Origin of the sequence: Teretinema zuelzerae, from assembly GCF_021021555.1 — a bacterium.
Lineage (GTDB): Bacteria > Spirochaetota > Spirochaetia > Treponematales > Treponemataceae > Teretinema > Teretinema zuelzerae.
Window position 1 is genome coordinate 166,090 of the sequence record NZ_JAINWA010000003.1, and the last position, 15,008, is coordinate 181,097.

A 15,008-nucleotide genomic window follows, 5' to 3' on the forward strand; every position below is an offset into this window, starting at 1 on the left:
GTTATTCGATGTTGCGCATCTGCTCGCGGATATTCTCGAGCGCGTCTTTTGCGTCTATGACGGCGGCTCCGACCTCTAGAATCTGATTCTTGGAACCGATGGTGTTCACTTCCCTGTTGATCTCCTGGCAGATGAAATCCGCTTTTCTTCCCGGAGCCGGATTGCTCTCCAGTTCGTTCCGCAAAGACACAAGATGGGCGCGCAACCGAACTATTTCCTCGTTTATCGTATACTTCATCAACAGGGCCGCCGTTTCCTGCATAACACGCTGTTCGTCTACAGCGGAACCGAGGAGTTCTTCGAATCTGGATCGAACGGAGTCCTTGAAGATTTTCTCCATCTCGGGCACCCAGGATTCGAATATTTCAGCGTCCTTATCAAGCCTCGATATCATGTTTAAAATATCGCGTTTGAGCGCAAGACCTTCGGTGATGCGCGAAGCTTCGAAATCGGCGAAGGCGGATTCCAAAACCGGTTCAAGCAACAGCCAATAACGTTCAGGATCGATGGTTCGTTCGGACTTGAGCACCCCTTCCTGAGCTACGATCAAAGACAGCGGTATCGCATCGGTGTGGGACAAGGCGTCTGCGATCTCAGTGATGGCTTCCATGTATGAACGGGCCGCACCAGGATCCGCTGTAACCTGAATATTGGCGTTCCGTTCCCGGACCCTCACCGTTACATCCATTTTGCCGCGCTGAACCTTCTTGGAGGCGAACTCCCTCAATTTTGTTTCTATTCTGCTGAGCCACCACGGCTGGTTGACAGTAAGGTCAAGGAAGCGTGAATTATAGCACTTTATTTCGATGGAAAGAGTTCCATCCTCTATCGAGCATTCTTTATACGCATAGCCGGTCATGCTTTTCATACGTTTCTCCGATCCTCCAAAACCGCTTTTCCGAGACGCCAATTATCCCCCGCTCCCATCGTAACGAAAAGATCTCCGGGAAGGAGATGTTCCTTAAGCCAGGGTCGAGCCTCAAGCACTTCCTGAAAAAATTTGACGTTCTTATGTTTCTTTTTAGCGGCTTCGAAAAGTTTCATTCCGGTTGCTCCCGTATCGGGACCCTCCCTGGCCGAAGCATACACCTTGTGCAGAATCACTTCATGAGCGGCGCCGAATGAAGCTGCGAAATCTTCGAGGAGGGCTTCGGTTCTCGAATTGGTATGGCTCATAAAATCCACGATGATTCTCCGTTCAGGATAAAATTCTTTAAGCCCTTCGAGGGTCGAACGGATAGCAGTCGGATGATGGCCGTAGTCGTCGATAATGAGCACTCCGCCGCTTTCGCCGATAATTTCGCATCTTCTGCGCGAACCTGAAAAAGACTCCAGGGCTTCCCGTGCTTTGCCGAGCAGAGAGAAGTCGATTTCCTTTCCGGCTTCCTTCGCGAGTGAGAACGTCAAGGCCAGGGCTCCGGCCGCGTTCTTCACGTTATGGCGCCCGGGAACTTTCAACTTGAAATCGCCGGGAAACCCCTTCACCGAAAAGACCTGGCGCTCGTTCCTGATGCCCTTGAATTCTATCCGGTAATCTCCGGTGGCCTTTTCTCCATAGCCGGTGAAAACCATGTCAGGCCGGCTTGAAAAGATCATGCGCGCCGCTTCGCAGGCGCCCGGGTCGTCTGCGCAATAAATGAGCTCTCCGTATTGGGGAAGCTTGTTGATGTATTGCATAAAGGCGGAAAGAATCGATTCGTAGGTCGGAAAACAGTCTTGATGATCGCTTTCTATGCTCGTAAGGAGTATTTTTCTGGGATGAAACGAAAGGAAATGATACTGATACTCGCAGGTTTCTGCGATGAAAAAGCGGTTCCCGTTGATCATGGTGCAATGGTCGTCGAAACTGGAAATAACGCTCCCCGCAAGAGCCGATCCGTCAAGATCCAAGCCCTTCAGGAGGGTTCCGGCCATGCCGGTCGTGGTGGTCTTTCCGTGAACGCCGGCGATTCCGCAGGAGTAGGAATGAGCGGAAAATTCTCCAAGCGCCTCGGAATATAAAAGCATCGGAATGCTCAGCTTGGCGGCTTCGATCAGTTCGGGATTCGACTGTCTTGAGTAGGCCGACGAATGGATGACAAGCCGCGTATCGGGATGAATATTTTCCGGCGAAAAAGAGGCGAACACCTTGACGCCCAACGCATTTAAAATGGCGTCGGTATAAAAAATCTCCGGCACGTCGCTGCCGGTAACGACAGCTCCTTTCGCGCACAACAATTCCGTCAAAGCCGCCATGCCTGTACCCTTAATTCCGACCAAATGAATCCTGAATCCATTCAGATCCTCGGGTAAAACGAAGTGCTTCATTCAAGAATAATACCAATATGGGTACTTTACCGCAAGGTGTTTTTACAGCATAATAACGGGATGCGTCCACGTCGACAGACAGAACTATTCTGTGAATGGCTCGAAAATTATCTCGATTATGAACGGATACGCAAAAAAGAGGATTTCTCTCTGGAGACGATCCGATTCCTTGTTCAGCGTTTTAAGAATCCGCAAGCTTCGTTTCGTTCGATTCATGTCGCAGGCTCGAAGGGCAAGGGTTCGGTTTCTGTAATGCTTTCCTCCATACTGGAAGCCTCCGGCAGGCAATCAGGCCTGTATACCTCGCCCCATCTGCTCGATTTCACCGAACGGGTAACCAGATCCGGACAGCCGTTTTCCGAAGAAATATACGGAAGAGCCTGCGATCGGGTTGTTCCGCTGGTGGATTCGATCATCCCGGGATCCATTCCCGGCCATGGGGAACCGAGCTGGTTCGAGCTGGTTACCCTCTTTTCCTTCGTCGTTTTTCAGGAAGCGAAACTGCCCTGGGCCGTCATTGAAACGGGGCTGGGCGGCCGACTGGACGCGACCAATGTAATTCTCCCCGAAGCATCGGTTATAACGCCGATCGAGCTGGAGCATACCGAATATCTGGGTAATACGATCGAGGCCATCGCAGGAGAGAAGGCAGGCATTATAAAGCCGGGCGTGCCTGTTTTTACGGCTCCCCAGGACGCGAAGGCTCTATCGGTTCTCCGGGCCAAAGCCCAATCGATGCAAGCTCCGTTGATCGAGCTGACGGAAGTAATAGATTCCCTGCATGCCGAACCCGTCGATACAGGATTGAAGGTAGAAATCTCATTTAAACATAACCGAGGGGCATTCAATCCTGAGTTTTCACGTCCGCTTTCATTTACTTTGTCCCTCCCTTCGATCATCCAAGCCGAAAACGCGGCGCTCGCGGCCTGCGCCGCAAAAGCGATCATCCCCGATCTTGAAGAATCGGTCATTGAAGAAGGCTTGTCGCGCGCCTGGCTGCCCGGCAGGTTCGAAATAGTCGGCAATAACCCGCCGCTTGTGCTTGACGGAGCCCATACGGTAAAAAGCCTTGCGCTGACCATGAAGACATTCCGCTCCCGTTATTCAGGGCCGGCGAACCTGGTGTTCGCATGCGCGGCCGACAAAAACGTCGACGAAATGGCTCGGCTTTTCGATGCTGATTTTGCCCATATCACCGTCACCCGGCCCGGAGATAAAAAACAAAGCGACTTCGACCGCGTCCTCGCAGCCTTCGAGAGGGAACGCGGGAGTAAAGCTGATTCCCGGCTGGAAGGGATGCCTGAGTATCAAAATGCGATAACGACAGCCGTTCAGCGATCACGGGACGAGGGAAGACCTCTTTTGATCACCGGTTCCTTTTATCTGGTGGCTGAAGCGAAAAAACTGCTTGCTTCATTGAATCCGGATCGATAAACCGGATTCCTGTCGCAAAGAGCTGGAGCGGAGGGTCTTCGGATTCAGGGACGCCCTTCCAGCCGGGATGATAAAGACGGTCGCCGATTATCGGGTATCCGCGCATTGATAGATGCGACCGGATCTGATGCCTGAACCCTTTCGTAATGTTGCATTCGATCAAAACGGTTTTTCCCGAAGAGTTGTAATCATATGAAGGGAAATCAACCGGCTCGATAGCGCGTATTTCGGTACGATACTCTTTGCCGCCGTCGATCCAGCCCTTCATGCCTCTGTATACCGGCCTCACCTCTTTTCTTCCCGGACCCCACGAACGGAATTGAGAAATTTCTGTCCAGGGTGAGGCAAACGCATCGGATAATCGAGTCGATAAAGCATGATAGGTTTTATTGATTTGATCGCGTTCCTGTTGCTGTTTGAAAAAGTCGAAGGCGCTTTGCGTTTTCGCAAAAAGCACCAGGCCCGTTGTCGCGGTGTCCAGCCGATGAACTAAACCGAATTCAATATCCTTATAGCCCTTCACGTTCCTGCCCTCCGGAAAGCGATCCAGAAACCAACTAGTCAGATTGAGCGTTTCATCGATTTTTAAAGGCGCGCTCGGCAATCCGTGGGGTTTTTCAAGCAAAGTCCAGCTGAGCGAATCGGCTATGACGCGGGGTTCCTGAATCAAAGCTCTTTCCTGCGGTCATAGGTATCCCTGAGCTTTCGAATTACCTTGGCGAATCTCCGGGGAAAGGGAGCGATGAACGTTTTTATTTCGGAGGAAAACGGCAGGGCTATAGTCAGCGAGCGCGCATGGAGCATGAGCGTAGCCGACGGGAACAGAGGGTCTTTTTTACCGTAAACAGGATCGCCGAGAATGGGGCAGCCCAAGAATTTGCTGTGAACCCGGAGTTGATGGGTTCGACCAGTATGCAGAGTGAACAGTACTAGCGAGTAGCTTCCGTACACGGCAACAACCTGATAGCTTGTCCACGAGGCCTTGCCCCTGCCCGATTCTTCAGACCAGGTAAAGCGTTTACGGTTTCTCGGATCGCGAAATAGATGCGTCTTGATTTCGCCGTCTTTTTTTTTCGGCACTCCGGACAAAATAGCGGCGTAGATTTTTTTCACCTTTCTCCCGCTGAATTGATCCTGCAGCCAGGTTTCGCTCTCTCGATTTTTCGCGGTTATGAGGACTCCCGAAGTGTCCTTGTCCAATCGATGGACGATTCCAGGGCGCATGCCTCCGCAGGAACATCTGCCGCCCCAATGCCATAACAGGGCGTGCACAAGAGTCCCCGTCCAATTTCCGGCGGCCGGATGTGTCACCATTCCCTGCTTCTTGTTTACGACGGTGACGTTTTCGTCTTCGTAAAGGATGTCCAACGGGATGTTCTCTGGTTCGGGAGTTTCAGGCAAAGGATCTTCCCATTCGATTATTATAACGTCGCCGGCGCGCACCTGGCGGGACATCTTAGCGGGTGCGTCGTTTACGACTATCTGGAGAGCTCCGTTTTTAAGCCTCGAACGGCTCGGAGCGCCCTCGAGCGTTGCGCAGTACTTATCCAGCCGCATGCCGGACCCCGCCGAGGAATCTACCGTATATTTATTGCGGGGCAACGCTTTCCTCCGGATTAACTGGAGTCACGACGATGGGATCCTTGTAATCCCGTAATTGCCTGCGGATTTCCTTTTTTTTCCGGCTTCTCTGAATCGTCTGCCAGGCAAAGTCGACGACCGCGACTCCGATCGATATGCCGATCGAAGTAATGAACACTTTTTTCTGTTCATCCTCCGAGAGAGGCACCGCGGTATCCGAGTTCTTGAACGGCCAGGGAAGATAGCCTTCATCCTGATCATGGTCGTAATACCGCCACACATCGTAATAGATTGAAGAGAAAAAGGTCACGAACGGAAGAGCGCCGAAGGACAGTATTTCGGCCCGTCGCAGATCCTGCTGCCAGCCTGAAAACTCGTCCGGTCCGTAGGGTTCCGGCTTCTCTGCTTCGGCCGCGCCCGCGAACGAAAGAGAAAAAACGAGTAACACCAGCGCGAGCAGGGGCTTCATGCGCGCTCTCCGAAAATAGCGGTTCCGATTCTCAAAAGGGTTGATCCTTCTTCTATCGCTATTTCAAAATCGTTCGTCATTCCCATCGATATGCACGAAAAATCGAGCGAAGGATATCTTTTCACGCATTCATCCCTTACGGCTATCGCTTTTCTGAATGAATCGCGGATCGGCTTTTCTTCCCGGGTGAACGGAGCCATCGTCATCAAGCCCGAACAGCGGAGATAAGGATATTCTGATAACAGATCTATCGCCTCGAAAAGGCTTTGTTCGCCAGCGAATCCCGCTTTCGAATCCTCTCCCGTATGCAGCTCGAACAGAATCGGCATCGTTTTTTGAAGCGCAGCGGCTTCCTTGCCGATTTCCGCCAATATTTCGCGGCGATCTACGGATTGTATGCAGGACACGAGAGGGAGGATTTTCTTCACCTTATTCCGTTGAAGGGAACCGATGAAATGGACGGCCGCGCCGGCATGATGCGCCAGAATATCGGGAAATTTATCGACGATTTCCTGCGCGCGGTTTTCAGCGAACAATACGTGCCCGGCTTGCAGAGCTTCCAAGATTTCATCGCGGGAATGGAATTTGCTCACTGCCGCCAAGGCGACTGAATCGGGAGAACGGCCGGAACGATGGCACGCTTTAGCTATCCGTTCGCGGATGTCGTCCAAATTCTCTTTCACGCCCATTTGGAAACCACCGTATCGGAAAGCCTGAGAAAATCATCGACCTTCAATGTCTCTGCCCTTGCTGACGGATCAATGCCTGCTTCTATAAGAATTTGCTCCGGGAACTCCTTCGAAAAACCGGTAAATTCCGAGCGGAGCGCCATCCATGCGGTGAAATTATTGCGAAGCGTTTTGCGGCGCGAGGAAAAAAGACCGCGCAATAGAGACATGAACACCTTAGGAGAGGAACAACGAGGCCAGTCCGAACGCTTTGCAAGCACGACTGCCCGGCTTGTGACATTCGGCTGCGGCCAGAACGAACCTCCCGCAAGATCCATCAGCGGTTTTACATCGTACCCCCACTGGCATAATACGGAAAACGAAGAGTAATCCTCTGAATCGGGTTTTGCCGCCATCCTGAGGGCGACTTCCTTTTGAACGGTAACAACGATGCGTTCAAACCTGATTCCCGCCGAGATGAAATCTCCCAGGATAACAGCCGCGATGTTATACGGAAGGTTTCCGAACAGGCATTGGGGCGTTCCGGCCCGGGTAAATTCTTTTTCCCAGGTTTTTAAGACATCGCCTTCGATCAGGGAAAAATTGGGATATTCCGAAAAAATATCCCTGAGAACGGCCGCGAAACCGCGATCTATTTCGAACGCGGTCAACTCGGCTCCGCGCTCCAGTATTTCATGCGTCATTGAACCCAATCCCGGTCCGACTTCCCATACCGTAGAGCCTTTCTCTATTCCGAGGGCGTCGACCAGACGAGTGCGGCTGCTTCGGTTTACCAAAAAGTTCTGTCCGAATTTCTTCTGCATGCCCAGCCCTCTTTCCTCGAGGTAGAGTTTCAGCGCGGTGGGAGAATCATAATCCGGTAAAGTATTCAAGCGAAGACCTCCTCTTGGAACTTCTGAAAGAGAGATATACAAAGCAAAGGCCTATGAGCAGCGGCATAAAGCCGGCGGTCATTTTACCCGCCGCAGATGATAATGACAATGGGGGAAACGCTCTGAAAAAATCGATAATTCGAAGGATGCATGCATACTGAATCTCGATCAAGGCGCCGGCAGCGTGGGCGAATGCTGGAACTAGCAGGGAAATAGTTACAACCGCCAGTCCGGAAACCAAAAAAAACGATGCGAACGGGCTGACGAATACGGATGCGAGAATGCCGCAGGGAGCGAGGCATCCGAAGACAAGAGAAACAAGAGGAGCCGTCATGCATTGGGCGCCGATGGACGCGGCGATCGGAGAGGCAAGAGATACGGGAATAGACGGTTTTACGATAGCAGTAAGCGATTCGCCGATGACGATTATGCCGAGAAGAGCCCCGGTCGAGAGCATGAAGGCGATTGAAACCATGTCGGCCGGAGCGATCATCATATGAAGGATCACTGCCCCTGCCAAAAGAGCCCCCGCTTTAACCGGAATTCCCAGAAGAAGGCATCCATGCGATAAAAGGGACATGAGGAGGGCCCTCAATAACGAGGGAGAAGATCCGGCGAACCAGACGAAAAAAAGCATTGCCGGCAGCGCAAGCCTGATTCCCAGCTTCCTGCCGCCTATTTTAGTTCCGGCTCCCAGGGCGACTCCGCCCAAAAGAGATAAATGCATTCCCGACAAGGCAAGAATATGCGAAAGCCCTGTCGATCTAAACGCTTCTGCCGTATCAGGCTCGAGATATTCTCTGCTTCCGGAAAGAAGCGCCAGAAGAAATCCTCCGGATGCTCCCAATTCGTAGAGCAAACGTATAAGGCGAAGCCTCAGTGCAGAGCGCAGCCGCATCGGTATGCCGACGCCTTGATCCGAATCCGTTGGAACCGTTTGCCGCGCCACGATCGCATCGGCATAAAAGGCCGATCGTCCGTTTCTATCTTTCCGCGTTTCGCCTGAAAGAACGAGGGGGAATCCATCTGCAATATAGGATCTCGTTCCCCTACCGTCCGCGATTCCCCCCGGCAAACCGGATCGGACTAGTTCGGCCGGAAGGACGGCCTCCATAGTTCCGCTTGCGGAAAATACGGCGCCGGCAGCGTCTGTAACTTCGCGGACATCGCAGGTTAAAACACGGAATTTTTCGCCCCAGTTGCGGGGTTCTCCCCGGGCTGTGCAATACACCGTCCGCCACTGATCGCGTGGCAAAAGGCTTGCATACCTGCCGGCTGTCGTCGCATGAACGCTCCACGCAGTAAAAGCGAGCAGAATGCCGGCATATATAAAACGGATTGTTCTGCATCCGGTCTCAGGGCGGGAGCGGAGCGATATATAGAGCGAGGCTGCGATGCCGGCGGCCGTCACTGCGACGCCGAAATCAATTACGGCAGCAAGCCGGCGTTCAAGCGTCAGAAGAGACGACAATGCGGTGAACGCATAAAAAGCGCACGCCGCCGAAACAGCCACAGGAACTACAGGAGGAACGTGTGTCGACTCTCTTACCATTGAAGCCTCGCGAGCGCGTCGCGAGAGGCCTTTTTAACCGATTCGGGATATTCGAGATAACCTACATAGAGAAGATAGTCAAAAGCGGTTTTATCGCCAAGGTCTCCCAACGCTTGAATTAGTGCGAGCATTAATTGCTCGTTAAAGGTTTTCTTCTGCTCGGTTTCGGAATTGAGCAATCCAAGAAAGATCGACAGGGCTTGAGCCGCTTCGTTTGTGCCCATTGCGCCTAAACAGCCGACGACGGGAACGAGAGACTCGACGCTGGCTTTGCCTGTTTTGTATTCGCCTTGAACCGCGTAGAAATACTTTACAACCATCGGGGACGCGTTCGACCATTTAAGCCGCGTAAGCTGCTCCATTGAATCTGTCGTCATTTGAGAAACAAGCCGATTGGGTATGCTTCCGCTTTCAGACAGGACAGCGACGGAACGAGAAAAAACGGCTTCGGCAATGCGGCCCGAGTCCGCGGACGATAGATCGCTTTTTTTCCGGGAGAGCGAAAACGCCTTATGTACGATAGATATGTCGCGATCAGCTATTTTGCCCAAAACGGCGTCGGCATACCCGTTTTGTATTTGATTGACCGCTGTTTCCGAGGCCTTAACCAGCCCTGTATCGTACTGCCCCGAAGAACCGCGGAACAGGACCGGAAAGGAAACGACCGAGCCCATTTTTCCAAGTACGGCTGCGCAGGCGGTTGCCGATCTCAAATCGACCGTTTTTCCCTGATCAAGAGCATCAAGGGAAGTGGACAGCCAGTCTGAAAGAAAACCGATGTATTCTTCGTTGTCCGAGGCGAGAACAGCGAAGGTCTCAAGACAGGCTATTCTCGGCCGGGGATCGGGAACGTTCTCGAAAAGGACTTTCAAAACCGGAAGCACCGATTGATCTGGCCATGCAGCGACGCGCTGAGCCGCGGCGGCCGCTAAATCCATCAACTGCGAATCGGTTCCGAGAACCGGCAGCGTTTGGAGAACGAACTGCATCGCGTCGAGATACAACGGCGTCATGTTCACCGTGCTGATGCGCGAGGCATCGTTGAGAAGCTCGATTTTCGTGCTCATGCTCGCGCGAATGAAATTCCGCTGATACGATAGAACGACAGGATCCGCCGATTGGGCCGATACCAGAGTTCCGATCAAAAGAAACAGGAATAGAGCTCGTTTTTTCAATTCATCACCTCCGTGAGGCAGTTATTTCGCTGCGAAATCCGGCAATTCCGGCAGTGCGTCCTCGTCAATATTGGACACAAGCGGAAGGATTTCTGCTTCATCGCCGACTGTTGCGGATGCTCCTGGCTTGCCGTCCAGACTGTCTTCCTCGCTGAGCCGGATAGCATCGAAACGCTCCCGTTCTTCTTCGGGGAGCACATTGTATACAAAGGTAAGTATGGCGTTTTTCATCCGTTGATTCAATTCCGTGCATTCGAGATGAAGGCGCGACTGATTGGTAGAAGCGTTGTATTCGACGGCGCGTATGACCCCCGGCATTACAATGACGACGTCGTGAACCGCGAACTGGATTTTTACTTGCATCCCCTTCATCGCCTTCCCCCGACGACGAACATAGCTCCGTCTTCGGAAAGATCCTCGAGAAGGCATTTCATGCCGGGATCGCCTTCGAGAGAAGAGTTGAGGGTTTCGCCGGGCTTGACGAGATACAGCTGCGCGTAAATCGAGCATTTCGCCCTTACCGATTTTCGTTTCTGGGATCTCACCAGCTGGAACGAATGCGCGGCGTGCAGTATGGCCCGTCCCGCGGACAGAGGATCGGGAAGGACGACCGTATCGAATACATAGCCCGCGTCTTCATGACGCCAGAAATAGACGCTGATGTTTCTGTTCGCCCAATCGATCGATGTAGCCTGGATTTTCGGACTCGAGGGATAGTCGAACACGAGGTCTCGGGAATTGTTCTTTACAACCTTCGAGCTGAAAACGCCGACTCCCGGAAGCAGGATTCTCACTTTCTGACCGACCTGAATGTCGCGGGTCGATTCAAGGCCGCGCTTCTTTCTGGACTGTTCGAGCTCGACCTCCGTCCGGTACGAGTAGAGGCGAGCCATCAAGCTCTGGTGCTCCTCCGTATTTTCGGTTCCCCTCTGGTGCGCCCGGCGGACTATCTCGGCGATGCACCGGTCCAGAGCGGGAAGAGACCAGAAAAGGGATTGAAGGTTTTCGAGTTCCGCGTATTCTCCTACTTTTAACAATAGCAGTATCTGGCCGGGCTTAAAGCCCGAGTCCAGACCCGCGGAGAAGAAAAGTATTTTTTCGCGCAGATTCTTTCCCCTCTCGGTCAGCAAAAAAGCGATAACCGAGAGGAAAATCACCGCGATCAGGATCAGTAACGCGATATACATGGAAAATTAAATGAGTCCCGCAACAGCAGAACCAAGAGTCACCGCGTTGTCCATCGTGACTATCTCGTACCAGATTCCCCGCTCTTCAGTGAGCGCCTGGTTGAGATATCCGGTTACCCGCTCTCTGAGATTGTGGGTGCGAAGGAATGTGGTTCCTTCGCAAAGCACGCTGACCGGGCGGACGGGACTCGTGCCCTTTCCGCTTTTTATTATCGCGGCTGCGATGTTCGCGGCTGCGAGCCGGGCTGAACGCTCGACGAAGGCGTCGAGAAGACGGAACGCTGTTTCGCGGTCCGCTTCGTTTCCTGCAGCGAGGATCGCGCCGAGCTTGGTGTCGGTCCGGTATGGTCCGTAGAAGAACTGGTCCATGTCTTTGAGCTCAAGAGTATCTACAGCGGCGAGTTTCGCCGAAACGGCTGAAGAAAACAGGCCTTCCTTAGCCGCTTCTACGAGAGCGAGGCGGGAGACCGGGCCCAGATAGGCGCCGGAGCACATCTTTTCGTATCCGTAGAGGCCGGGAGAGTTGGTGGAGTTATCCAGAACAGCGTCGAAATCGCTGCGCGCGACCTTGTTGCACTTGCCTGATTCGCAGACGATTATCTGGCTTTCGGGAGCGGGCGCTCCCAGAGAAGCTATCTTCGGTATCGCGCCGGATTCGATGTAGGCAGCGTTCATTCCGGTTCCAAGGATAAAGCCGACGTAGGAATCGTATTCTTTACCGTTCGTCGCGGCAGACGCTCCCGCAAGGAGAGCCGCGGTTGTATCATTAAGCAGAACGACTTTTTTCGGGCGATTCCAGCCGCGTTCCACAAGAGCGTCAGAGAGGCTTTCGCCGACGAGCGAACCGATGACTTCCTTCGCTTTAATTTCCTTGGAGAACTGAATCACCTTGCCGTCGCCCTCAGGGGTGATCGACATCGCATAGGAGAAGCAGAAACCGATTAGGTCGGCCTTATTCTTCAGGTGATCGAGAAACGAAGCGATTGTTTCGAAAAATTCTTTTTTTGTATATTCGCGATCCGTCGCGGGCATCGCCTTTTTTTCCATATCTGAAATAGTCGGGGTACCGTTCGCGTCGAAAGTTACCAGGCAGGAACGGAAATTGGTGCCGCCGGCGTCGATTACGATGACGGATTTATTTTTCGGAGAGCTTTTCGGAGGCACAGCCCAGGTGGGAATCATGTCCATCGAGGGTCCCTGAGCGGGAGGGTTCGAAGGATCTCGGACAAGGCCTTCTTCCATATCGTACATCATCGTCTGAATTATCGAATTAACGCTCGGGCCGCCGGCCTGGAAATTATGTCTGCCCAGGAAGGCATGAACTGCATATCGGGGATTCATTACGCACCTCTTTTCTGGAAAATATTGTCAATAGTATAGCATTGCTATTGAAAATATGCCAGCTTTCCCTGCGTGTTACGAGCGTGTAAGCTGAAGATAGACCTGGTCGGCAAGGCCGAATCCGGCGGATTTTGTGACCGTTCTGGCGAGTTCGTCGTAAAACATGTCGTTGTACATTCCGGATGCGAAGCTTTCTTTTCCGTCGATGCCTGTTTTCTGTATGGTGTTTTTCATGGAGGAGAGCATTATTTTTACGAAATACGATTCGAGCTCCAACGCCTGTTCATAGATTTTTGATGATCGGTCGATCTTGCCTTTCTGTCCTGCATTGGCCGCCGCTCCCACAAGCGGGGAGTCCTTGTCTATTGACGTGATATCTTTTTTCGCAAGTGAACTGATGAAGTCTCCGGGAAGCCGGGGATCCTGGAGACCGTTCTGCGAGAGGTTTTTCGAAAGGGCGCCGCCTAAGGAGGTGCTGGACGAAGACGCGTCGTCTTCGTCTATTCCGGAGCGGATTCCGTCGATGAGAGCGGAAAAACGGCGCTCGGTTTCCTGCGCCTTCGCGTTGTCGAGCAATCCGCCCATGCCGCCGATGCCCGATATGCCTGCCCCGAGTCCTGCCGAACCGGCGGCAAGAGTTGCGCTGGAAAGAAGTCCCGTCATCAGTGTGCCCTCCGCTTCAGATTATCGGCCGATCAGGTTCAGCGCTTGAGGCTTACCGCGGTCTGAAGCATATTGTCGCTCGTTTGAATGGCCTTCGAACTGAACTCGTACGCTCTCTGCGCGACGATCATGCCTACCATCTCGCCTACTGTCGATACGTTCGACATTTCAAGGAATTTATGGATCGCTTTGCCGAAGCCTTCGAATCCGGGCCTTCCCGCAATCGAATTTCCCGACGCGGGGGTCTGCTTATAGAGATTCTCGCCCACAGACGATAATCCCGCGGGATTCTGGAAACGATAGAGTTCTATCATACCGACATCCACAGGATCGTCGAGGTCGTCCACTTTAACGGAGACGCGGCCGTCCTGAGTCACGGTGAGGGTATCCTGGCGGAAACCGTCGGGAAAGGTGATTTCAGGAAGCACCTTCAAGCCGTTAGAGGTGACCAGTTGCCGCTCGGCGTCTATTTTGAACGAGCCGTCGCGGGTATAGGCATAGGAGCCGTCGTACTGGAGCACCCTAAAAAAGCCTTCTCCCTGTATCGCGATGTCGCTGATGTTCCCGGTGTTCTGAAGAGAACCCTGGTCGAACATTCTCAAGGTTGAGGCGACTTTCACGCCGTGGCCCATCTGCACGCCTACGGGAGTTATGGTGTCTTCGGTGGCCGGCGTTCCCGCGGTTTTAACCGTCTGATACAACAGGTCTTCGAATTCAACCCGCTGCTTCTTGAAGCCGGTGGTGTTCACGTTGGACAGATTGTTCGATATCGTATCAATATTTGCCTGCTGGCCGTTCATTCCGGTGGCGGCAGTCCATAAACTTCTTACCATTTCACATCTCCTTCGAATGCAGCGTCGATCTTGTCAGTCAAAGCGTTTATCTCATCTTTACCGTCTCGCCCCAGAGTTTCGCCATCATCGTGTCTTCTGATTGTATCGATTTCTGGTTCGCTTCGTAGGCGCGGTTCACTTCGATCATCTGCACCATTTCGTGCACGACGTTCACGTTGGACGCCTCGATGAAGCCCTGGGTCACCAGCGGCCGCTCCGGTCCTTCAGCCGGCAAGGCGGGCCCGGATACGGGCGTGTCGATATAGAGGCTCGAACCCTGTTTTTTCAGGTACCGGTCGTTTTCAAAGCCGACGAGCTTGAGCCTGTCGACGAGTTCAGAGTCGGCCTCGGGGTTTCCGATCGGCCGGGCCCATACTTCGCCGTTTTTGTTGACTGTATACACAGAATCCTGCAGGAAGATCCGGCCTTTTTCGCCGAGCAGGGGAAAGCCTTCCTTCGTCATGAGATAGCCTTCCTGGCCGAGTGTGAAATTGCCGTTGCGCGTATAGCGTTCGCCGTGAGGGGTTTCCACGGCAAAGAATCCCCTGCCCTCCAGCGCCATGTCGGAAGGCGAGGAGGTCTGTTTGTAGGAACCTTGCGAGAAATCGGTGAACAGTTCGTTCAGTTCTACGCCGAGTCCGATTTTGCCGATTATGGGGGCCGCGTCGGCGGAGCCGAAGGGATTCTTATACACTCCGTCGTCCTGGAGCCTGCGCAAAAGAAGCTCGGGGAAATTCTTGCTGACGGTCACATCGCGCTTGTAGCTCGTCGTATCGACGTTCGCGAGATTGTTCGATATAGCGTCGAGCCGATGCTGCTGGGCAAGCATTCCGCTCGCGCCGGTATACCATCCACGTACCATTGATTTCTCCTATTCTCATAATCGCGGGCATTGCCGATTCTTA

At 53.0% G+C, this 15,008-nt stretch carries 16 protein-coding genes; 1 reads left to right on the plus strand and 15 read right to left on the minus strand.

What is annotated here, in order from left to right; all coding sequences use genetic code 11:
- Position 1 precedes the first annotated feature (1 nt).
- Both K7J14_RS08070 and murC read right to left on the minus strand, forming a co-directional pair.
- Positions 2 to 868 (minus strand): YicC/YloC family endoribonuclease, encoded by an 867-nt coding sequence (locus tag K7J14_RS08070; RefSeq protein ID WP_230755128.1) that lies wholly within the window; start codon positions 866 to 868, stop codon positions 2 to 4.
- Positions 865 to 2,307, minus strand: a complete 1,443-nt coding sequence (murC, locus tag K7J14_RS08075) for a UDP-N-acetylmuramate--L-alanine ligase (RefSeq protein WP_230755130.1) — start codon at positions 2,305 to 2,307, stop codon at positions 865 to 867. The genes K7J14_RS08070 and murC overlap by 4 nt, the downstream gene beginning before the upstream one ends.
- 60 nt (positions 2,308 to 2,367) lie before the next feature.
- Between murC and K7J14_RS08080 the strand changes: the two genes are divergently transcribed.
- Positions 2,368 to 3,741, plus strand: coding sequence for a bifunctional folylpolyglutamate synthase/dihydrofolate synthase (locus K7J14_RS08080; RefSeq protein ID WP_230755132.1), 1,374 nt, complete (start codon positions 2,368 to 2,370; stop codon positions 3,739 to 3,741).
- Here the strand turns inward: K7J14_RS08080 and K7J14_RS08085 are convergent.
- The 13 genes from K7J14_RS08085 to flgF all read right to left on the minus strand — a co-directional run bounded on the left by K7J14_RS08085 (position 3,674) and on the right by flgF (position 14,965).
- Positions 3,674 to 4,411, minus strand: coding sequence for a pseudouridine synthase family protein (locus K7J14_RS08085; RefSeq protein ID WP_230755134.1), 738 nt, complete (start codon positions 4,409 to 4,411; stop codon positions 3,674 to 3,676). The two genes, K7J14_RS08080 and K7J14_RS08085, sit on opposite strands and share 68 nt — an antisense overlap.
- Positions 4,408 to 5,343: an RluA family pseudouridine synthase gene (locus tag K7J14_RS08090; RefSeq protein WP_230755136.1), complete on the minus strand. Its 936-nt coding sequence runs from the start codon at positions 5,341 to 5,343 to the stop codon at positions 4,408 to 4,410. The genes K7J14_RS08085 and K7J14_RS08090 overlap by 4 nt, the downstream gene beginning before the upstream one ends.
- Positions 5,330 to 5,791, minus strand: coding sequence for a hypothetical protein (locus tag K7J14_RS08095; protein WP_230755138.1), 462 nt, complete (start codon positions 5,789 to 5,791; stop codon positions 5,330 to 5,332). The genes K7J14_RS08090 and K7J14_RS08095 overlap by 14 nt, the downstream gene beginning before the upstream one ends.
- Positions 5,788 to 6,480, minus strand: a complete 693-nt coding sequence (locus K7J14_RS08100) for a YggS family pyridoxal phosphate-dependent enzyme (protein WP_230755140.1) — start codon at positions 6,478 to 6,480, stop codon at positions 5,788 to 5,790. The genes K7J14_RS08095 and K7J14_RS08100 overlap by 4 nt, the downstream gene beginning before the upstream one ends.
- Positions 6,471 to 7,352: a 16S rRNA (adenine(1518)-N(6)/adenine(1519)-N(6))-dimethyltransferase RsmA gene (gene rsmA, locus K7J14_RS08105; protein WP_230755142.1), complete on the minus strand. Its 882-nt coding sequence runs from the start codon at positions 7,350 to 7,352 to the stop codon at positions 6,471 to 6,473. The genes K7J14_RS08100 and rsmA overlap by 10 nt, the downstream gene beginning before the upstream one ends.
- On the minus strand, positions 7,330 to 8,904 hold the full coding sequence (locus K7J14_RS08110; RefSeq protein ID WP_230755144.1) for a ComEC/Rec2 family competence protein: 1,575 nt from the start codon (positions 8,902 to 8,904) through the stop codon (positions 7,330 to 7,332). The genes rsmA and K7J14_RS08110 overlap by 23 nt, the downstream gene beginning before the upstream one ends.
- Positions 8,898 to 10,079 carry a hypothetical protein gene (locus K7J14_RS08115; RefSeq protein WP_230755147.1) on the minus strand — a complete coding sequence of 394 codons (1,182 nt, stop codon included), beginning with the start codon at positions 10,077 to 10,079 and terminating at the stop codon, positions 8,898 to 8,900. The genes K7J14_RS08110 and K7J14_RS08115 overlap by 7 nt, the downstream gene beginning before the upstream one ends.
- 21 nt (positions 10,080 to 10,100) lie before the next feature.
- The gene (locus K7J14_RS08120; RefSeq protein WP_230755149.1) at positions 10,101 to 10,451 is read right to left on the minus strand and encodes a hypothetical protein; all 351 of its coding nucleotides are present in this window, start codon (positions 10,449 to 10,451) and stop codon (positions 10,101 to 10,103) included.
- Positions 10,448 to 11,266 carry a PilZ domain-containing protein gene (locus K7J14_RS08125; protein WP_230755151.1) on the minus strand — a complete coding sequence of 273 codons (819 nt, stop codon included), beginning with the start codon at positions 11,264 to 11,266 and terminating at the stop codon, positions 10,448 to 10,450. Before K7J14_RS08125 ends, K7J14_RS08120 begins: the two co-directional genes overlap by 4 nt.
- A gap of 6 nt (positions 11,267 to 11,272) precedes the next feature.
- Entirely contained in the window at positions 11,273 to 12,607 is a 1,335-nt protein-coding gene (locus K7J14_RS08130) for a hexokinase family protein (protein WP_230755153.1), read from the minus strand.
- Positions 12,608 to 12,682: 75 nt separating this feature from the next.
- Positions 12,683 to 13,270 carry a rod-binding protein gene (locus K7J14_RS08135; RefSeq protein ID WP_230755155.1) on the minus strand — a complete coding sequence of 196 codons (588 nt, stop codon included), beginning with the start codon at positions 13,268 to 13,270 and terminating at the stop codon, positions 12,683 to 12,685.
- Between the two features lie 38 nt (positions 13,271 to 13,308).
- Positions 13,309 to 14,103 (minus strand): flagellar basal-body rod protein FlgG, encoded by a 795-nt coding sequence (gene flgG, locus K7J14_RS08140; protein WP_230755157.1) that lies wholly within the window; start codon positions 14,101 to 14,103, stop codon positions 13,309 to 13,311.
- A 46-nt stretch (positions 14,104 to 14,149) separates the two neighbouring features.
- Positions 14,150 to 14,965, minus strand: a complete 816-nt coding sequence (gene flgF, locus K7J14_RS08145) for a flagellar basal-body rod protein FlgF (protein ID WP_230755159.1) — start codon at positions 14,963 to 14,965, stop codon at positions 14,150 to 14,152.
- Between the last annotated feature and the right edge of the window lie 43 nt (positions 14,966 to 15,008).